This is a genomic window from Prosthecobacter sp., assembly GCF_044227185.1.
Taxonomy (GTDB): domain Bacteria; phylum Verrucomicrobiota; class Verrucomicrobiia; order Verrucomicrobiales; family Verrucomicrobiaceae; genus Prosthecobacter.
On sequence record NZ_JBGAFO010000017.1, the window covers coordinates 23,203 to 43,214 of the forward strand.

The 20,012-nt window shown below is 61.6% G+C and carries 15 protein-coding genes; 6 read left to right on the top strand and 9 right to left on the bottom strand.

Features of this window, described 5'->3' with window-relative positions; translation table 11 throughout:
* The gene (locus ACILSQ_RS28590) at nucleotides 1–1,050 is read right to left on the bottom strand and encodes a serine hydrolase domain-containing protein (protein WP_395747115.1); all 1,050 of its coding nucleotides are present in this window, start codon (nucleotides 1,048–1,050) and stop codon (nucleotides 1–3) included.
* Nucleotides 1,051–1,102: 52 nt separating this feature from the next.
* Here ACILSQ_RS28590 and ACILSQ_RS28595 point away from each other — a divergent pair, with 52 nt between their 5' ends.
* Nucleotides 1,103–2,353, top strand: a complete 1,251-nt coding sequence (locus tag ACILSQ_RS28595; RefSeq protein ID WP_395747116.1) for a glycoside hydrolase family 71/99-like protein — start codon at nucleotides 1,103–1,105, stop codon at nucleotides 2,351–2,353.
* Between the two features lies 1 nt (nucleotide 2,354).
* Here the strand turns inward: ACILSQ_RS28595 and ACILSQ_RS28600 are convergent, their stop codons facing one another.
* The 6 genes from ACILSQ_RS28600 to ACILSQ_RS28625 form a co-directional block, all read right to left on the bottom strand.
* Nucleotides 2,355–2,591 carry a hypothetical protein gene (locus ACILSQ_RS28600; protein WP_294398876.1) on the bottom strand — a complete coding sequence of 79 codons (237 nt, stop codon included), beginning with the start codon at nucleotides 2,589–2,591 and terminating at the stop codon, nucleotides 2,355–2,357.
* 102 nt (nucleotides 2,592–2,693) lie between these two features.
* A complete protein-coding gene (locus tag ACILSQ_RS28605) occupies nucleotides 2,694–4,067 on the bottom strand; it encodes a Gfo/Idh/MocA family protein (RefSeq protein ID WP_395747117.1) in 1,374 nt (457 codons plus the stop codon).
* 132 nt (nucleotides 4,068–4,199) lie between these two features.
* The gene (locus tag ACILSQ_RS28610) at nucleotides 4,200–4,907 is read right to left on the bottom strand and encodes a hypothetical protein (protein WP_395747118.1); all 708 of its coding nucleotides are present in this window, start codon (nucleotides 4,905–4,907) and stop codon (nucleotides 4,200–4,202) included.
* 22 nt (nucleotides 4,908–4,929) lie between these two features.
* The gene (locus tag ACILSQ_RS28615; RefSeq protein WP_395747119.1) at nucleotides 4,930–8,538 is read right to left on the bottom strand and encodes a c-type cytochrome domain-containing protein; all 3,609 of its coding nucleotides are present in this window, start codon (nucleotides 8,536–8,538) and stop codon (nucleotides 4,930–4,932) included.
* A gap of 13 nt (nucleotides 8,539–8,551) precedes the next feature.
* Nucleotides 8,552–10,744, bottom strand: coding sequence for a DUF1549 domain-containing protein (locus ACILSQ_RS28620; protein ID WP_395747120.1), 2,193 nt, complete (start codon nucleotides 10,742–10,744; stop codon nucleotides 8,552–8,554).
* Nucleotides 10,745–10,787: 43 nt separating this feature from the next.
* Nucleotides 10,788–12,167, bottom strand: coding sequence for a DUF1501 domain-containing protein (locus tag ACILSQ_RS28625; protein ID WP_395747121.1), 1,380 nt, complete (start codon nucleotides 12,165–12,167; stop codon nucleotides 10,788–10,790).
* 145 nt (nucleotides 12,168–12,312) lie between these two features.
* On the opposite strand from ACILSQ_RS28625, the gene ACILSQ_RS28630 reads away from it, so the two are divergent.
* Nucleotides 12,313–12,984, top strand: a complete 672-nt coding sequence (locus ACILSQ_RS28630) for a hypothetical protein (protein WP_395747122.1) — start codon at nucleotides 12,313–12,315, stop codon at nucleotides 12,982–12,984.
* 78 nt (nucleotides 12,985–13,062) lie between these two features.
* A complete protein-coding gene (locus ACILSQ_RS28635) occupies nucleotides 13,063–13,611 on the top strand; it encodes a hypothetical protein (protein ID WP_395747123.1) in 549 nt (182 codons plus the stop codon).
* A 63-nt stretch (nucleotides 13,612–13,674) separates the two neighbouring features.
* Here ACILSQ_RS28635 and ychF read toward each other — a convergent pair whose 3' ends face one another.
* Entirely contained in the window at nucleotides 13,675–14,790 is a 1,116-nt protein-coding gene (gene ychF / locus ACILSQ_RS28640) for a redox-regulated ATPase YchF (RefSeq protein WP_395747124.1), read from the bottom strand.
* 98 nt (nucleotides 14,791–14,888) lie between these two features.
* On the opposite strand from ychF, the gene tgt reads away from it, so the two are divergent.
* Genes tgt through secD form a run of 3 tightly spaced genes read left to right on the top strand, consistent with a single transcriptional unit; the run spans nucleotide 14,889 to nucleotide 18,849 of the window.
* Complete coding sequence (gene tgt / locus ACILSQ_RS28645; RefSeq protein ID WP_395747125.1) at nucleotides 14,889–16,031, top strand: tRNA guanosine(34) transglycosylase Tgt; 1,143 nt, start codon at nucleotides 14,889–14,891, stop codon at nucleotides 16,029–16,031.
* On the top strand, nucleotides 16,028–16,378 hold the full coding sequence (gene yajC / locus ACILSQ_RS28650) for a preprotein translocase subunit YajC (protein WP_395747126.1): 351 nt from the start codon (nucleotides 16,028–16,030) through the stop codon (nucleotides 16,376–16,378). Before tgt ends, yajC begins: the two co-directional genes overlap by 4 nt.
* Before the next feature lie 44 nt (nucleotides 16,379–16,422).
* A complete protein-coding gene (gene secD, locus ACILSQ_RS28655) occupies nucleotides 16,423–18,849 on the top strand; it encodes a protein translocase subunit SecD (RefSeq protein ID WP_395747127.1) in 2,427 nt (808 codons plus the stop codon).
* A 302-nt stretch (nucleotides 18,850–19,151) separates the two neighbouring features.
* Here secD and ACILSQ_RS28660 read toward each other — a convergent pair whose 3' ends face one another.
* Nucleotides 19,152–19,976 (bottom strand): L,D-transpeptidase, encoded by an 825-nt coding sequence (locus ACILSQ_RS28660; protein ID WP_395747128.1) that lies wholly within the window; start codon nucleotides 19,974–19,976, stop codon nucleotides 19,152–19,154.
* Nucleotides 19,977–20,012: the final 36 nt, after the last annotated feature.

A 20,012-nucleotide genomic window follows, 5' to 3' on the forward strand; every position in this document is an offset into this window, starting at 1 on the left:
TCAAGCCTTCAGCGCTCTGCTTATCTGCCACATCAGCTTGTCCAGCGCGAGGCCCAGGCCATCCTTGCGACCATTGAGCAAACCGGCCCAGCACAGGCCGCCGGCGGTGTGCACCATGATCGTCGTGGTGCCGGGCAGGGAGCCGTTGTGCCACCAGTTGGGCGCCTTGTTCACGTTCCAGCCACGTGCGTAGCTCTCGCTGACTCCATGCGTGGTCATGGCACGAAGGGAATCTGGATTGAGCAACAGCGAAAGCTGCGAGGCGAACCGCACCAAGTCCCCCGCCGTGGCGATCCAGCCGCCGTGCGAGTCCATGCGGAAGACATTCATGCCGTAGGCAGCACCGGCTTTGGGCGTGACATACATCACCTCCCGCGGCCGCCGCTCCGCCAAAGTGTTGCCGGCGATGTCCATGGAAGTGATGCCGCACTTGGACAGCACCTCCTGGGCGATCACCTTGTCATACGGCAGGTTGTGCACCTTCTCCAGCACACGGCCCAGCACGCAGTAGCCGAAGTTTGAATAGGCGAAGTGCTCGCCCGGCTTGTGGGTCTGCTTCTGGTTTGCCAGTGTCCACGCGATGAGCTCCGCGTGGTTCATGCGCGGGTTTTTAAACATGGGGTCGTTCTTGTCATTGGCCCAGCCGCCGCTGGTGTGGGTGAGCAGCTGATCCACGGTCACCGCCGCCACGTCTCCGCTGTAGTCTCCACCCAGGATGCCCTGCGGACCGAAGACCTTGCTGTCAGCCTTGAGCAGTCTTTTTTCGATGCACTGCATCACCGCCGTGGCCGTGATTGGCTTGGAAACACTGGCGATGCGGAAACGATGCTGTGGCGTGACGGCCTCCGTGGCGTCCGCATCGGCAAAGCCGTAGCCTGCCTCGAAGTCGATTTTTCCGTCCCTGCCATAGGCGATGCTCATGCCCTGCATGCCATGCTCACGCAGGAACCCTTCAGCGATGGTGCGAATCTTCTGCTCTGCGGACAGTGGCAGCGCCACCGCCCATGCAGGCCATGCGGCCAGCGAACTCACAAAGGCGCGTCGTTTCATGCGGACCACATCACACCTTGACGCTTCCCCGCCGTCAATGAAAACATCCCGCATGCTCCGCCTTGTCATTCTCCCTGCCCTGCTCGCCCTCAGCACCCATGCCCAGAGCGTGGACACCAGCACGCTCACGGGCAAAGTCGTCTGCGGTTACCAGGGCTGGTTCCGCTGCGAAGGCGATGGCAGCGACAACGGCTGGCACCACTACGCCGCAGGCAGCAAGATCCTCGAGCCAGGGCATGCCCACATCGAGATGTGGCCGGACGTGAGCGAGCTGCCGAAAGAGGCCCGTGTGCCCACCCCCTTCAAACATGCGGATGGCAGCACCGCCGAGGTCTTCAGCTCCGTGCATCCCGCCGTCATCCAGCTTCATTTCAAATGGATGCGCGACTACGGCATCGACGGTGCCTTCATCCAGCGCTTCGCCACCACCACGCGCGACAAGCGCTTTCGCGAGCCGATGGACCGGGTGCTGGCTCATTGCCAGACCGCAGCAACAGCAAATGGGCGCGGCATCACGCTGATGTATGACCTCAGCGGGATCAAGGAAGGCGACATTCAATTGGTGATCGACGACTGGAAACGCTTGATCACCGAGAAGCGTCTCGATCCTAAAAGCACCAGCTATTTCAAACACCACGGCAAGCCTCTCGTCGCGCTGTGGGGCCTCGGCTTCAACGACCGGCCGCCCATGCTTGAAGAATGGTCCCGGCTGATCACTTTTCTCCGCGACGATCCGGAGTTCGGCGGCTGCGCCATCATGCTCGGCGTGCCCTATTACTGGCGCTCGCTGGAGACCAAGAGAGACACCATCCAAGACCCCAAACTGCACGAGCTCATCGCCCGTGCCGACATCGTCAGCCCCTGGGCCGTGGGCCGCTTCGGCACCCCCAAACAAGCCGCCAGCAATGGGGACAAAATTTTAAAGCCCGACATCGCCTGGTGCGCGGAGCACAAGGTGGACTATCTGCCCGTCCTCTTCCCCGGCTTTAGCTGGACGAATCTCTCCAAGTCGCGCAACCAGCCGGCCAAGTTTGATGCCATCCCGCGCCTCAAGGGAGAGTTTCTCTGGTCACAGGCGCTCGCCGCCAGACAGGCCGGGGCCCAGATGCTCTACGTGGCCATGTTTGACGAAATGGACGAAGGCACCGCCATCTTTAAAACCGACAACCACCCGCCTGTGGGCGAAAGCCGCTTCCTGGCCGAGCCTGACCTGCCGAACGACCATTACCTCTGGCTGACGGGCATGCTGGGCAAACTGCTGCGTGGAGAAACGCCGGACGCCCTGCCCCTGCGCAAACCGTGACTTACGACAGATCCGAGGCCAGCACCGAATTGGCCGCCCGCAGCGCCAGCTCCTTGGCCTGCGCGATCACGCGCACGGAGGTGGCGTCAAACAGGTAGGCATGGCAGCTCGGGCAGGTGATGGCACGGGTGACCACGATGGACCCACAGCCTTCGCAGACTTTGTACTGTTCAGGGTGGGTGGCGATCTTCTCGGCCTGCTTCAGACGTGAGTCTGGTTTGTGCTCATGCGCGCTCATTAAGGAACTCTACGATGCTACGACGACATTGGACGAGTGCAACGTCGGTAATGAACAACTTGAACTGTATTTTGTGCTTGCTTTGCGGGGGTTAAGCACCCCTCAGCCCAGCCCTTCCACGCTCCAGCCGTCACGGTATTTGCGGGTGAGCTGGGCATTCAGCGCAGGCTGGTTCGTCACTTTGCCTGCAGCGGCGTCCCATTCGATCCAGCCTCCCGGATTGCGCTCTGCCAGCACCCCCAGCAGCACGGCCTCCGTCACGGGGCAGCCGTAGGTGGGCAGGTCGGCGGCGGCTTTTTCCCCCTTCATGCAGGCGTCCACCCAGTCGGTGTAGTGGTTTGCCACTCGCGTCTTCGGGTAGGCGTAGCCGGTGAATTTCTCCTCCGGCACCAGCCAGGGGCGTTGAGAGTGCGGTTTGAAGATGCCGCCGTTCTCGCCAATGAAGAAGATGCCGCTGGGCGTGTCCTTCGTCAGCACGCTGGGCTTGATGACGCGCGAGTCGTAGGCATAGCCGCCGTCCGTCCACGTCATCTTGATCTTGTCTCCGGCAGTCAGCGGCGTGCCGGGAAACTCAAGCTCAAGGTGCCTCTTCTGCGCATAGAGATCGCCTTTGCTGCCCTCGTCCACGCAGCGCACGCGGGTTGGCGCCCCGAGGCCGAGACAGGCAAAAACGACATCGAAGTAGTGGCAGCCCATGTCCCCCATCATGCCCACGCCAAAGTCAACCCAGGAGCGCCACATGGAGGGATGATAGGCCCCGTCGAGAAACGGCACCTCGTTTGCGACGCCCAGCCACAGGTTCCAGTCCAAGTTCTCCGGCACGGGATCGGCCTGCGCCTTGCGCTCGGTCACCTTGGGCCACCAGCCCGCCTTTTTGTTCTCCCAGCAGATGACTTCCTTCACCTTGCCGATGGCTCCGCTTTTGATGAGATCCACTGCCAGCGAGGTCTCGATGCTGGAATGCCCCTGCGTGCCCATCTGCGTCGTCACGCCCGCCTTCGCCGCCTCCGCTCCCAAAATCCGCGCCTCGTGGATGTGATGCGTCAGCGGCTTCTGCAAATAAACGTGCTTCTTCGCCCGCAGCGCCGCCACCGCCATGGCCGCATGCATGTGGTCCGGCGTGCCGATGGTCACCGCATCCACGCTGTCGCCCAGCTTGGCGATCATTTCACGGTAGTCACGATACACTGCCGCGCCCTCCAGCCGCTTCGCCGCATCCGGGTCCTGCAGCTCCTTCCGCCGCGTCGCATTGCCACCGCGCGCGATCTCCAGAGTTTTAGCATCCACATCGCACATGCCCACGAGGCGCACTTTTGGATGCTGCAGCACGCTCATCATGGTGTTGCCGCCCATTCCGCCCACGCCGATAGACGCCACCTGAAACATGGAATTCGGCGACTTTGCCCGCAGAATGGCGGGCGCTGAAACATAGGCGGCAGATGCGAGTGACTTCTGGAGGAAATGGCGGCGGTTCATGAGGAGAGGAACGCGGATGGACGGTGTTTTGTAGCGTGGAAATCGGCAATGCAGGTCCACCTCGGAAAACACCACGGTTGTGGCAGGCTAAGCTGTCATGAGGCTTTCTCCAGCCAGCTCAGACGCACCCTTCTAGCCGTTCGAAACCCCAAGTTCGGTGGTGACAAATTTCTCCAGCGGAAAGGCATAAAAAGCGTCGTCCATTTCCACAAAAATTTTTCCTCCCGCGATTCCATGCACTGTGCCTACGTGCTCTCCTTCCCCCACGCCAAACCCCCGTTCAGGCAGGTCCAGGTGAAAGGCGCGCCAGGCCAAGGGCGCCTGGCCTGATTTTTGAACCGCTGCCGGAATGAAAACGACATGCCTGATCGTACTGCCGGCTCCAAAGGTCTCCTCTTCAACCAGCACGCAGTTTTCAGAAGGGGTAAACAAGACTTTGATCTCACCATCACATCCTTCTGATTCCAGCTTGCACATCATGCTTTCAGCCCGGGCAAGTTCATTCCCAGCCGCAGTGGACAGGACGTACTTTGACATCGTTCGGTAGGAGGTGGCTCCCGGCTTTTCTATTTTCCTTCCCAGCTTTAGCCGCAGCACTAACCCACGCGACAAAGCAAGCGGGCAAATACGTTTCGTATTAAACGGATGAATCTGGACGGCGGGAAGCTCGCTTTGGTCACACCGGTACATCGCATGCTTTGAGGCATATTCGGCCTTGTACGCTGCAAGCCGGGCGGGACTGTTTGGAGAATCGTCATCCTCGCGCCGGGGCGGCGGCTTGCTGAGGCTGCACGCGCCCAAACAGACAGTTAAAAAGATGGAAACCAAAAATTGAATCATTGGCGCTTATCCAACCCAGATTTCACCTCCCCGCCACACCCGCCGGCTTCCGGATTTTCATCAGCACGGGGAAGCTTGTCTGCAATCCCGCGCTGTCGTGCTCATTGCGCGCGGAGCTCAGGGCGGCGTGGACGAGTTTGTCCTGGTCTTTGACCCAGTTCGCGGCGCGGAAGAAGATGGGGCGCTCGTTCTCCTTCTCGCGGATCTGCACGCCGTTGAGGCCGATGTCATCGACGATGACGCCATGCGGCAGGCCATGTACATCCAGGCTGAGGAGCCCGTCATTGCCCATGCGCACGGCACGAATCCAGGCCTTCACTGTCTGCCCAGGGGCCAGGGTGATTTCGAGAGGTGTCGTTTCATCCTTAATCTCGCGCATGAAGGGCTTGCCCCCGACATAGGGTTCGAGAACCACGATGAACTTCGGCGCTGTACCGAGCATGACTTTGCCAAAGGTCCCTCCGTCATGCGCCAGCCCCTTGGACCTGGCCGCGATCTTGACCTTGCTCCAGTCGGCATTCGCGGCCGCATCGGGTGCGGCACGCAAGCTGCCGCTGATCAAATCGTGCCCGGCTTCGATGAGCAGCGGGGAAGAGGCGTAATAGCCCGCAGGCAGACCGGTGATGTCGATCTGGATGGGATCATCAAAACCATCCACACGTTCAGCCCGGAAGGAGAAGCCGACGGAAGATCCGGGCATCACGGTGGGATTCATCCCAGCCAGTTTCACGCTGAAATCCGGCCTTGGCTCGCGCACAGTGAGCGCATAAACATAACGTTCGCCACCCCAGCCACGGGTGTCGGTGACTTTGATGATGTAGCGGCCGTCTGCAGGCGCGGTGAAGGTCAGGCGTGAGTCGCTGCCCAGCTTGCGGTCGCCGCTGTCGTCATTGGTGTAGTTCAGGGTGAAGACCGGCAGGCCGTTGGGCACAATCTGGCTGCCGAGAGGCTTGGGCTCGACGATGTAGCAAGGCTCGTCGAGCGAGTGGGAATTGGCCGTGGTGTCAAAATAGGCGCGGCGTTTGTTGCGCACGGTGTAAAAGAAGCAGCCGCCGTCCGGCCCGCGTGGCATGCGGATGATCTTCATCACATCGCCGTTGAAATAGGCGAATTCGTTCAGCTCCATCTCCTCCCAGTTTTGCAGCCGGATGTCCGGGTTGTTGGCGTCCACGCTGCGGAAGTTGTTGTAGCTGTCCCGCACGGCCTGCAGCAGCAGGCGCTGCACGGGTTTGCCGTCGGCATGCAGCACTTCGATCTTCGTATCAGCAGGCGAGCCCGCCATGTCTGCCAGCGTTTCGATGATCCAGGTCTGGCCCTTTTTGGCTTCGAAAGCAAAGTGATCGATGTCGCCGGCATTGGAGATGCACGCATTCACCGTGGCCGGCGCCGGAATGTTTTGCGCCTTGGCGATGCTGTCATTTCCCGCCACTTCCTCGACCTGCGCCAGCGGGCTGACACGCAGCACGGGCATGGAGCGGAAGCGCAATGCTTTGTCATCCAGCGGCACGTTCATCCTGTCTTCCTGCCCTGGCTTCATCATCACCGTGGCTTTGCCCCCGAGGTGATGCCCGATGAGCGTGACCTTCGTCTCCTTGCCGATCTGCGCGACGAGCGGCGACCAGGCTGTCACATAGGGCAGCGCGCCAAGAGTGAGCCGATAGGCGTGGTCCGCGCTGCCGTCCATGGTCGTATTGCTCACCAGCACGATATACTCGCCATCTGCGGGGGCCTTCCACGCGAGAAACGGATCGCTCCCGCTGTCGAGACCGCGGTTCACCGCCAGAACGGTGTGATTCATGTCCATGATCTCCAGCGTGGGAGCCTTCGCCATGCTGCCCACCTGCGCCACGGCAAGATCGAGCACGAGTTCCTCACCCGCCTTCGCTTTGAATGAGTACGCGTCGTGCTGGCCGGTCTCCGTCAGCGTGCCCCACAGACTGGCGGGCACCTGCGCGACACTCACGGGCGCCGCTTTGAAGTCAGCCGCCTGCGTAATGATGGGCGTGAGATCATCGGCATAGATTTTGATCCGTGCAGACTCCCCTGCCACGCTCTTCAGCCAAACCTCATGCGCACCACGCGGCACCGCTGCGCTGGCGGTGATCTTCACGCTTGCCGTGGTGGGTTTGACGCTGCCTTTGACAAGCTCCAGCTTCAGCCCGGGATGCGACGCCATCACCTGCGTGTCCGCAGTGAGTCCCTTGCCTGCGATGTTCACCATCAGTTCGCCACCAATGCGTGCCGCTCGTGGAGTGACTCGCGCAAGCTCGGGCTTCATCGCCTTGGCCGGCTTTGCAGCCGCAGGAGCCATCACCACCTTGCCGGTGGCCGATTCATAGACGCTGAGACTGCCATCCACACGACCTGCCACGAGCTGCGCCTTGTCAGTGAAAGCGAGCGCGGGCGACCAGTCCGGCTGCTTCTCCAGCGGCACCTTTTCCGTGAGGTCGGCCGTGCTCCAGATTTTGAGCGACTTGTCTGTGGAGGTGGAGGCGAGCATCTGGCCATCAGCGGACAGCGCGAGGTTCAAAATGCCCCCTTCATGCGCAAATCGGCTGGTGATGATCTTGTTCGTGCCTTCCTTGGCATCGGCGCTGATGCTCCACTGGCGGATGCGGTTGTCCCCGCCGGCGGCAAAAAGGTGTTTGCCATCCTCACTGAAGACCACGCTGGTTTGCTCCTTGGTCGGCTGCGAAAGCGTGTCGAGCCGCTGCCCGGCCGGGATGCTCCACAGCTTCACCGTGCGATCCGCACTGGCGCTCGCGAGCACCTTGCCATCAGCACGGAATGAAAGACCATTCACCGCGCCGTTGTGTCCCTTCAGCAAGGCGATCTCCTTGCCCGTGGCCACATCCCACAGACGGATTTTCTGATCGTAAGCTCCTGTGGCGATCATCTTACCATCAGGCGAAACCGCCAGCGCATAAGCAGCATCCAGATGTCCGTCAAAGGACTGCAGTGGCGCGCCATCGCTGGTCTTCCAGCTCTTCACGATGCCCACGATGCCTGCCTCGCCACCGGCGGCATACACCGTCATGCCATCCGGAGAAAACGCCACTGCATTGGCCTTGCCCTTGAATCCGCTGAGCTTGCGCACCACGGTACGAGTCACCGGATTGATCAGCTCCACCTCACCGTAGCGCCCCACGGCGATGAACTGTGCCTTGGGTGAAAACGCCACCGCCTGAATCGAACGCTTCAGCGGTACCGTCGGCGTGATCTGCTGAGTGACAACCTCACGCGGCATCGGCTTCGCTTCCGCCACGGCCGGCCCCTTTGCCCCTGCATCGATCCATGTTTTGATCAGCGCAATCTCCTCCGCCTTGAGCTTCTCGCGCTTCCCCGGCGGCATGAACTCATTCTTCCCGCCGCGTCCGGAATGGCCTTCGAGAAACTTCACCAGCATCGAGTCATTCGCCTTCCCCGCCACAATCGCCTTCCCCTCCTTGCCACCCTTCATCAGGTTCGCAAACGTGTCCAAACGGAACTCCCCGTCCGCATCCGTGTCATCATGGCAGTCGATGCAGTAGGTGTCCCAAAGCGGAACGATCTGCTTCGTGTAGTCCACGGTCTGGGCGCGGGCGGTGGCGACAAACCCCACCAAAAAGAGGAAAGAACGGGTGAAATTCATGGGGGCGTTCCTATCAATGATTAAACAAAAACTCCTTCGAGCTCATCAGCCCCCAGAAGATGTCCTCCAGGGTCGTGCGGCGGTCATCCCCTGAGGCTTTGGCCAGCATGGCGGCGGCCTTGGTGGTTTCACGTTCGGTGGGCAGGCGCGTCAGCGCGATGAGGTAGGCCTCCTCAATGATCTTCTCGTTGCTCAGCTTGCTAGTTAGCAGCGCATCCAGGCGGTTGTCTTTTTGTGCCAGCTTCTGATTCAGCGTGTCTCCGTTGGCGATGTGCAGGGCCTGGGCCATGCTGGGCTCGTTCGTGCGCTCGCACTCGCAGGTGGCCATGCGGTCGGCGCGGCCGAAGCTCTTCAGGAAGTAGCTGGCGATGTTGCTGTCCGGCAGTTGCAGCGCCCGGAAGCCCATGGGGTAGCTCTCGCTGGTGCCGCGGTTGGCATTGCGCTTGTCGATCTTGAAGGTGGTGGGCGCGGCGGTGACCTGGGACACCGTGTCCAGCAGCACCTCGGCTTTCAGACGGCGCGGCACGTAGTGCGAGCCGTAGCGCAGATCGGTGATGTTCTCCGGCTGCGTCACGCTGCTGCGCTGGTAGGTTTCGCTTTGCAAGATGGTGCGCATGAGCGCTTTCAGATCGAACTTGGCCTTCACCAGATGCTCGCACGCCGCCGCGAAAAGCGGCTCGTTGCTGGCGGGATTCGTCACGCGCAGGTCATCCACCGCCTCCACAAGACCGGAGCCGAAGAAGTTCGCCCACACGCGGTTCACGATCGCTCGCTGGAAGAGTTTGTTGTCCGCACCGGTGAGCCATTTCGCCAGCGGCACACGGCGGTCTTCGGTGGAGGTCATGGAGACCGGCGTGGTGACATCCAGCGGGTGCGGCGGCTGCGGTTTGCCGGTGAGCGGCTGCACCAGTTCGCCATCGGCGGCGGAGAACAGCACCCGTTCCTCGGTCTGCGCTCCGTTCTTGGTACGCACGCGGGAGAGCATGTTGGCAAAGGCGAAATATTCGTTGTTCGTCCATTTCTCCATCGGATGGTTGTGGCACTTCGCGCAAGCGATGGATGTGCCGAGAAAGGCCACGCTGATGGTCTCGGCACACTTGGTGGGCTCGTCATTCAGGATGAAGAAATTGCCCGCGCCGTTTTCCAGCGTGCTGCCCGTCGCCGTGAGAAGGTCACGCACCATCACATCCCATGGCGTGTTCGCGGCCACATTGCGGCGGATCCAGTTGTAGTAGGACCACATGGCCTGTGGCATGAGCTTGTCGCCATTCACCAGCAGCAAATCGCTCCAGCGGTGCGACCAGTAATCCACAAACTCAGGCCGCTGCAGCAGCGCCTCGATCAAACGGTCACGTTTGTCCGCGCTCTTGTCAGCCAGGAAGGCGCGCGTTTCTTCCAGCGAGGGCAAAACACCGATGGTATCCAGAAACGCCCGGCGCAGAAATTCGTGATCTTCGGCGCGCCCAGAGGGTGGGATGTTCAGCGCGCGCAGCTTCGTGAGCACCTGCTCGTCGATAAAATTGCGCGGCTTCATCTGCGCAAATGCCGGTTCATCCACCTTCCCATCATTCGGCACGATGACCGTTGAAACCGCCAGCCGGCTCAAATACCACGCGCTGATGGCCGTTTCACCGCGCCCGGTTGTTTTCACCACCCCCTTTTCGTCCACGGTCGCCACACTGGCATTCACGCCGTTGTACTTGGTCCAGCGCGTCACGTCCTCGCTGTGGCCGTCACTGAATTTCGCAGTGACCTTGAGCGGCAGCGTCACGCCCGGCTTTGTCACCAGTTGCTTCGGCTCCACATCCAGCGCGATGATACGCGGATCATCAGCCTTCGGCCCGGGTGCACCCGCGGCGATCCAGTCAGCAATGGCCTTGTACTCCGGCGAGTTCACCTCAAAACGCTTGTCCCCCTTGTGCGGCACCGCCTTCACAGCCTTCAGCAGCAGCAGGCTGCGCGCCGGATCTTCCAGCGTCAGACGGCGACCGTTCGCACTGCGCGTCACGGAGATCCAGTCTCCCTCATCATCAAACCCGCGCAACGACAGACGAAAGCCCCCCTGCCCCGCAGCAGCACCATGGCACGCGCCCATCGCGCAGCCGTAGCGCGTGAGAATGGGCTGGATCGTGTTGCGGAAGGACGGGACTTCCGCCGCTCCTGCGGAAGAAAGAGCCGCAAAGACAATGAAGGAACGAAGCATCATGGATGAAACGTGAGGAAAGGTTTTGGCGGAGAGGCTGCTCAAACTACGCAAACAGCTCCTTGATCGCCTGCGTGCCGAAATCGACGACCGGATACGGCCGGCCCTGCGGCCCTGGCAGTTCGGTGGTCAGGTCGATGCCCAGCGCCTGATAAATCGTGGCCACGATCTCCTTGGGCGCGACGGGGCGCTCCGTCGGGTAGCCGCCGATGTCGTCGCTCTTGCCCACCACATGGCCGCCTTTGATGCCGCCACCGGCGAAGTTCACCGTCCAGCAGTTCGGCCAGTGGTCGCGGCCGCCGGCGGGGTTGATCTTCGGCGTGCGGCCAAATTCGGCGAGGCAGGTGACCATGGTGTCATCCAGCATGCCTCGCTGGAAGAGATCCTCGATGAGGGCGCTGTAGCCCTGGTCATACATCGGTGCCACGATGTCGCGCATGCCTTCGATGCTGGTGAAGGGCTTCGAGCCGTGGATGTCCCAGGTGATCTCACCAAAGACGGTGATGAAGGTATTGACGGTGACGAAGCGCACACCGCGTTCCACCAGACGCCGCGCCAGAAGGCAGCTCTGGCCGAAGCGGTTCAAGCCGTAGCGCTCGCGGACTTTGAGAGGTTCCTTGGTGAGATCAAAAGCCTCCCGCGCCTGCGAGCTGGTCATGATGCGGTAGGCGGACTCAAAGTTTGAATCCATCAGCTTCGCCTGCTCGCTATACTCAAAATTGCGCACACTGCTGTCCACCAGCTCGCGCAGTTCACGGCGCCGCTCCAGGCGCACCTCGCCGATCTCCTTGGGCGGCAGCAAATCCGGCACCTTGAAATCCTTCACGGCGGGGTCGGCGTTCAGCACAAAGGGGTCGTAGGCTTTGCCGAGGAATCCCGCGTCCTGCCCGTGCGGCATGTTGCCGCCCGTCGGTCCCATCGTCTCCGGCAGGATCACATGCGCCGGCAGGTCGCTGCGGCGGCCTTGCAGAAACTCCAGCGCGCTGCCCACATGCGGCGTGTTAACGCCCCCGGTGAAAAGACGGCCTGTCTGCATCATCTGGTGCCCCGTGTCATGCACGGCGGCGGCGGTGTGGTAGCAGGAGCGGACGAGGCTGAACTTGTCCGCGATCTTTGCATGCAGAGGGAGGATTTCGGAAATCTCAAAGGCATCACTCTTGGTGCGGATGGGCTTGAAGGGCCCGCGGATCTCGCTCGGCGCATCCGGCTTCATATCCCACAGATCCTGCTGGCTCGGCGCACCGAGATTGAAGATCATGATGCACGCCTTGTTGCTTTTTTTGGCGTCCACCCGCCCTTCAGCCCGCAGTTTGGCAAATCCAGGCATCGTCAGCCCGATGGCGCCGAGGGCGCCTGCCTGCAGGAAATCACGACGCGTGATGCCGTCGCAATTGGTGATGGAGCCTTGACCGGAGAACTTGAACATGGTGCGCGTAAGGGTATGAACTGCTTCCACATACATATACGCGACTCGTGACCTCTTCTAAATGGACGATGCCACTTTGAATTTGGCAAGTTCGAGCGGGCGGCGGCTTGCCGCGCCGGACGGATTTCGTTAAGTTTGTCGCCGCATGAAGCACGCCGCGCTTTTTTTCGTCCTGGGAATGCTGCTGAGCCTGACGCCGTGGCTTTATAAGGGCGGCTGGACTTGGCTGGTCCTCTGGTTTGCGCTCGACATGCTGGCGCTCAGCATCGCTTACGCGCGGCGTGATGCCTCGGTGTTTGGCAAGCGGTCGGATGGCACGTTGGCACCAGAACGCGTTCTCTTCTTCCTGCCCTACCTGCTTTTCACCTGGGGAATGTGGCGCTTGTGCACTTGGCTGCCAGAACCCAAAACACACCAGATCAATGACAGGCTCACGGTCGGTCGCAGGCTGGTGGGAAATGAGCGCCCCAACGGCATCACCACGATTCTGGACCTGACCGCCGAATTTCCCGAGATAGTGGCCGTGCGAAACGGCATAAGGTACATCGCCCTCCCGACCCTGGATGCCTCCGCACCCACTCCAGAGGCGCTGCTCTCTGCCATTTGCGGATTGAAGCCTGATGAGCATGTGTTCATCCACTGCGCCCAGGGTCATGGACGCACCGGCCTCGCCGCACTGGCTCTGCTGCTGCATCGCGGAGAGGCCGGCGGGATCGATGAGGGCTTGACCGTCTTGCGTGATATCCGCCCGGGCATTGGTTTATCCTCAGATCAAATCGCCTGTCTAAAACAATGTCTGCCGCGCCTTCGACCATGAGCAGCGGGAAACATTCCGCCAAAGAAAGGGTTGTCCTTTCCCGCCACGCTCGTGCTAATCTCCCCTCCTCCCATCCTCATGAAAGCACTCCTCATCACCCTCTCGCTGCTTCTGACTGTCTCCCTCCATGCGCAAAGCTCCAGCGGTCAGACGACCGGCCAAAACGGCCAGACCGCGCCGCAGGATACGGTGACGCAGGACGGCCTGTGGGACGGCCGCCTGAAGGGGGGAAACTACATCGTGCGCTGCAATTCCATCATCGCCCTCTCCAAGCACGAATACATCTCCGACGGCGTGGCCCGCGTGGTGGAGGTGAACCTGACGCTGAACTCCGCACAGATCATCCGCTTCTATTTCCTGGAGCCCTACAAGCCAGAATCCGGCAGCAGCACGGCAGGCGCGGGCACTCAGGCGCTGGAAAAAGCCAAAGGCCTGTTTGAGCAGGCGGCCGGGCGCGTCTCCCCGGACCTGGCCACTCCCAAAGTGGTGAAGAACTACCCTGCCTCCACCCACGCCCACACCATCGAGTTTTCACTCAAGGACGAAAAGACACTGAACTCACTCTTTGGCAGCCTGGAGCGTTCCTTCCGCACCGGCCAGGGACGCCTGTGGAAAGAGCCCCAGTGATAGGAGAGGAAGGGGTGAACCGGGCGCGCTCCGTCCGGTCCACAACCACGGGCAACGCCCGCCTCACACGTTGAAGCGCCACTCCACCACGTCGCCGTCGCGCATGACGTACTCCTTGCCTTCGATGCGCCACTTGCCCTTCTCCTTCGCCTTCGCGTTGGAGCCGAGCTCCACGAGGTCGTTGAAATGCACGATTTCACCGGCGATGAAGCCGCGCTCGAAGTCACCATGGATGACGCCCGCGGCCTGCGGAGCCTTCATGCCCTTCTTGATGGTCCAGGCGCGCGTTTCCTTCTCGCCCGTGGTCAGATAGGTCTGCAGGCCCAGCAAATCGTAGGCCCCTTTGATCAGGCGTGACACGCCGCTGTCCGTGACGCCGATGTCCGCCAGGTAGGCCTTCGCCTCTTCATCGCTGAGGTCGATGAGTTCGCTTTCGATCGCCGCGCTGACGACCACTGCCGTCGCCTCATGCGCATGGCGCACGTATTCACGCACCTTGCCCACGAAGGGATGGTTGTCCGGATCATTGGAGGCGGCCGCCAGATCGTTCTCCGCCACGTTGCAGGCAAAGATGCAGGGCTTGGAGGTGATGAGGAAGAAGGTCTTCATCAGCTTGCGCTCGTCGTCCGTGCATTCCAGCGTCACGGCAGGCTTGCCGGCGTCAAAGTGGGGGATGAGCTTTTCGCACAGGGCGATCTCCGCCTTCGCCTCCTTGTCGCCGCTCTTGGCCTTCTTCTCGCTCTTCTCCTTGCGGCGCTGCACGGCCTCCATGTCAGCCAGGATGAGCTCCGTGTTGATCACTTCAATGTCCGCCACGGGGTCAATCGTGCCGCTGACGTGGGTGATGTCCCCGTTCTCAAAGCAGCGCACCACGTGGACGATGGCGTCCACCTCGCGGATGTGGCTGAGGAATTTGTTGCCCAAGCCTTCGCCCTGGGCCGCGCCCTTCACCAGACCGGCGATGTCCACAAACTCGATCGCCGCTGGCACCAGCTTTTGCGAGCCGGAAAGCTTCGAAAGAACGGCAAGCCGCTCGTCCGGCACGGTCACCACGCCGGTGTTCGGCTCGATGGTGCAGAAAGGATAATTGGCCGCCTCCGCCTTGCGGGTGCGGGTGACAGCATTAAAAAGGGTGGATTTGCCAACGTTGGGAAGGCCTACAATACCGGCTCTGAGCATAAGGGCGGCGAGATTAGGGAGGAATGAGAAATGAGCAAGGCGACGTTGCGTCCGATCCCCACATCGGCGAGACTCCGCGCCCTTTTTCCGGCCAACCCATGTCTTTTGAACTCCTCGCCACCGATCCCTCGTCCCACGCCCGCCGCGGCCGGCTGACGACGCCTCATGGTGTGGTGGAGACCCCCGTCTTCATGCCCGTGGGCACCCAGGGCACGGTGAAGGCCATGCACCCGGACGAGCTGAAAGCGCTCAATTCTCAGATCATCCTCGGCAATACCTACCACCTCTTTGTCCGCCCCGGCATGGAGATCATGAAGGAGGCGGGCGGCCTGCACGCCTTTGCCAACTGGGACCGCCCTATATTGACAGACAGCGGCGGCTTCCAGGTCTTCTCCCTGGCCAAACTGCGGAAAATCAAAGAGGAGGGCTGCCACTTCCAGAACCACCTGGATGGCACCCCCATGTTCATCGGCCCGGAGACCTCCATGGAGATCCAGGCCACCCTGGGCTCCGATGTGGCCATGCTTTTTGACGAATGCACCCCCTACCCCTGCGAGGCCAAAGAGGCGGAAAAGAGCCTCGACCTGACCCTCCGCTGGGCGCGGCGCTGCCGCACCTGGATCGACGAACACCGTCCGCAGACTGGCGGCGGCGCGCAGCAGCACTTCGGCATTGTACAAGGCAGTGTCTATAAGGAGCTGCGCGAAAGGTCCGCCCGGGAGCTGGTGGCCATGGGCTTTGACGGCTACGCCATCGGCGGCCTCAGCGTGGGAGAGCCGGAGGAGGACATGATGCGCATCGCCGAATGGGTTACCCCCCACCTTCCGGCCGGTCAGGCCCGCTACGCCATGGGCCTCGGCACCCCGCCCCAGGTCATCGAGCTCATCGCCCGCGGCATCGACATGTTTGACTGCGTGCTGCCCACCCGCCTGGCACGGAACGGCACCGCTTTCACCCACGAGGGCATGATGAATCTGCGGAATGCCTGCTACGCGAAGGACTTCCGCCCCATTTCCGAAGACACCCACCCCCTCTGCCAGGGCTTTTCACGGGCCTACATCCGCCATTTGGTTCAGGCCCAGGAGATTCTGGGTTTGCGGTTGATTTCTCTGCATAACCTGCATTTCTACGCGTCCCTCACGTCCAGGGCACGTCAAGCGATCGAACAGGGTTGTTTCGCCGAGTTCCGGGCAGAGGTCATCGCGAAATACAAGTCCCCCACCGCAGCCACCGAATCATGACCTTACTCTCCCTCGAAATCGCTCCTCTTCTTCTAGCACAGGCAGGAGACGCAGGCGCCAGCCCGCTTGGCAATCCCATGATCATGATGATCCTGATGTTCGTCATCATGTACTTCGTGGCCATCCGCCCGGGCCAGAAGCGCATGAAGGAGCATCAGGCGCTCATCGCCAGCGTTTCCGTGGGCGACCACGTCGTCATGGAAAGCGGGGTCCACGGCATCCTCACCAGTGTGAAAGACCGCACCGTCATGGTCAAAATCGCCGACAACGTCAAAGTTGAGTTTGAGCGCGTCAAGATCGCCGCCGTGGCGAAAAAATCTGACGTCGTGGAAGCGACCACCGCCTGAGCGGCCCCCTTTTTGATTTTCCCAACCCACCAGCCAACCTGTCCATGAATTCCTTCGCCACCTTCTTTGTCGGTGCCACTCTTCTCATGCTGCTGCTCGCCTATGTCGGCACCGCGGTGCATAAGACGAAACGTTCGGTGGGCACCCTCCTCATCGCTCTCACCGCCTTTGCCGCCATCTACACGGTGAAGGCCATGAAGCTCCAGCTCGGCATCGACCTTCAGGGCGGCAGCGAGTTCGTGGTTCAGCTCTCTCCGGGCAAAAATGACGATGGCAGCCCCAAGGCCGTGACCCGCAGCGATGTGCAGCAGGCGATTGGAATTCTGGAAAGGCGCCTCAATCCGGACGCTTCAAAGGATCTGACCCTTCAGCCGGAAGGCAATGACCGCATCGTGGTGCAGATGCCCGGCATCACCGAGGAAGAGATCAAAGATGTGCGCGACAAAATTCAGACCGTGGCGCATCTCGAGTTCCGCCGGGTGCATCCTGACAGCCAGGCCAAGCTGGAGCAGATCAAGGCCCGCGGCGGCCTCAAGGAGCCAGGCTGGGTCGAGATGCCCTACACCCCCACCACCGACAAGGATGGCAACGTCATCAAACGGTCCGAACTCGTCCGCGATACACCGGATATCGAAGGCAAATACGTCTCCAAAGCCTACCGCACCGTCGATGCCCAGGGCAACAAGGTGGCCCTCCAGTTCAACAGCCAGGGCGCCAAGCTCTTCGATGAACTGGCCGCCGTGCACTTCCAGAAAGAAATGGCCATCATTGTGGACGGTCAGATCCACTCCGCACCGGTCTTGAAGGCCAGGCAGTACGGCGGACACGCGGAAATCTCCAGCGGCAGCGCCGCCGGCTTTACCGACCAGGAGGCGGACACCCTGGCCACCCTGCTGAGCAATCCGCTGCAAAACCCGATGAAGATCCTCTCGGAGAGCTCGGTCTCCTCCGCCTACGGCCAGTCCTCCATCGACCAGGGCAAGTGGATCGGCATCGCCGCCCTCGTCATCACCACCTGCTTCATGATGTTCATCTACCGCCTCGCCGGTCTGGTGGCGATTGTCGGCCTGGTCATCAACATCGCCATCCTCTTCGGCGCCATGGCCTTGTTCGGCTTCACCCTTACCATGCCCGGCATCGCCGGCGTCGTGCTCACCATCGGCATGGCGGTGGACGCCAACGTGCTCATCTACGAGCGACTGCGTGAGGAAATGGAGGCGGGCAAGACCCTCGTCGGGGCGCTGGAGGCCGCCTATGACAAGGCCTTCTCCGCCATCGCCGACTCCAACATCACCACCCTCATCTCCGCGGTGATCCTGTTCGTCATCTCCGGCGGCCTGGTCAAAGGCTTCGCCGTCACTCTCATGGTCGGTTTGATCTCCTCCATGATCGGCGCGCTGATCGTCACCCGCGTGATTTTCATGTGGGTGGTGGACAAGGGCATCCTTCACAAGATCCACACCACCAAGATCATTCCGGACAAGGTCTTCGACATCCTTTCCTCCGCTCCCAAGTTCATCATCGCCTCCCTCGTCGTCACGGCCATCTCCTTCGGCACCCTGGCTTACAAGGGCGGCGCAAGCTTCGGCATCGACTTCCGCGGCGGCAGCCGTGTGGACGTGACCGTGGTCAAGGACAAGGAAAAGGAAATCCCGGACTCCGCGCTCGACGCCCTGTTCAAAGGGCTCAAGCAGGATGACGGCAAAACGGACATCGGCACCTACTACATCCAGCGCAAGAGCGACGCCACCGGCGCGGAGAACATCAGCATCCGCTGCGAAGAGCACAGCGGCGCCCCGATTCAGCACGCCATCAACGGCAAATGGAAGAGCGACGTCGTCGCCGGCACCAGCATCGCCACCGTCGGCTCCGTGATCGGGGACGAGCTCGCCGTGCAGTCGTTCTGGGCCATGCTCGCCGCGCTCGTCGCCATCTTTGTGTATCTGCTCATGCGCTACGAGGTGGCCTTCGCCCTCGGCGCCATCGTCGCCCTGTTCCATGACGTGCTCATGGTTCCCGGCCTGTGCGTGCTGTTTGGCCAGGAGCTCAGCGTCATTCATGTCGGCGCCCTGCTCACCATCGCCGGTTACTCCATCAACGACACCATCGTCGTGTTTGACCGTATCCGCGAAACCATTCAGAAGGGCTCCGGCGGCAGCATGCGCGATATGATGAACGAGGCCATCTGCAAGACTCTCTCCCGTACCCTCCTCACGGGCCCGACCGCGCTCGCGCCGATGATCGTGCTGCTCTTCCTCGGCAATCCGGCCATGCTGGAGTTCGCCATGCCGATCACCATCGGCGTGCTGCTCGGCACCTACTCCTCCATCTTCATCGCCTCCCCGCTCGTGCTCTGGTACGCGAAGAAGTCCGGCACCAGCCTCAAGCGCCAGGTGCTCGATGCTCAAATCGAACGCCTGAAGGCAGACCAGGCCGTCGCGGCCGCGGCAGCCGCCGGCGGCAAAAAGTAACCAGGCACTCCTGGCAGGCGGTTCGAGTCCGCACTCTTCATGGCCCGGCAGGCTTCGATGCTTGCCGGGCCTTTTTGTGGATGCCAACGACGCGTCATTCGAGGCCTCCCGCGGCAAGGAGCCATCTCGCTCCGCGAGATGAGCCCGGCGCCAACCCCGCACCCCAGGCGTTTCGCAGTCCGCAAATCCTCCTTCCTTGCGAAGCCCTCCGTCTCGCGCGCGCAATGGGAGGAAACCACGCAGCCATGGCTGCAAAAAGGGGCGGCCATCACAGCCGCCCCTCTGACATAAGATCATTCCACTCAGTTGGTCCCCGGTGGCGGCGCTGGATTGGCCGGCTCCGCGGGTTTCACTTCGACGGGCGGTGAAGCCGGGGTGCCAGGGGGGCTTCCCAGCGGAGGTGTCGTTCCCGCCGCCGGCGTCACCACTCCGCCCTTCGGACCATTGGGATCATCCGGAGCCAGCGTCGTGGCTGCGACCGCCGCCGCGGCTGCTTCCGCGGCTTTCTTTTTCGAAGCCGCCAGCTTCGCCGCATTGGCCTTCGCCTTTTCGGCGGACTGCTTCAGGTAAGTCTGGTAGTCCGGCCCATTGCCCGTCACCGTCACCGGCGTGCCCACGGACGTGTGCTCAAAGAGGATCGGCGCCATCTTCGAGGGCAGGCGCACGCAGCCGTGCGAGGCACGGCGCCCAGGCTTCGGAATCGGCCCGATGTGCATGCCCACGCCATCTCCTGTGAGACGCATGAAGTAGGTCATCTTGGCCGGTTCAAAATGGCCGCCCTCCGGCAGCAGGTCTCGGCCCTGCTTGAAGTCCGAGTTCACCAGCTTGCCACTTTTATCAAAGCCCTTGCCGTAGAGGTTGGACACTTTGTCCTTCACCTTCTCCAGGATCTTAAAGTCACCCGTGGGCGTGGGGAAGCTGGGGATGCCGCTGGCAAAATAGGTCCAGCCCACGACGTCGTTGCCGCTGTACAATGTCGCGCGCTGCACGTCCACGTTGGCAACGATCCGTGTGATGGGCTTGCTGCCGCCGGTCCATTCTCCGGGATACTTCCACTCCGCCTTCACAGGCTCGGGGGGCGGCGCTGGCGGCTTCTTGCGGAAGAGCTGGCAGGATGGGGTCAGCAATACAGCGCCAAGCATGAGCCCGGCGCGCGTCAAAGA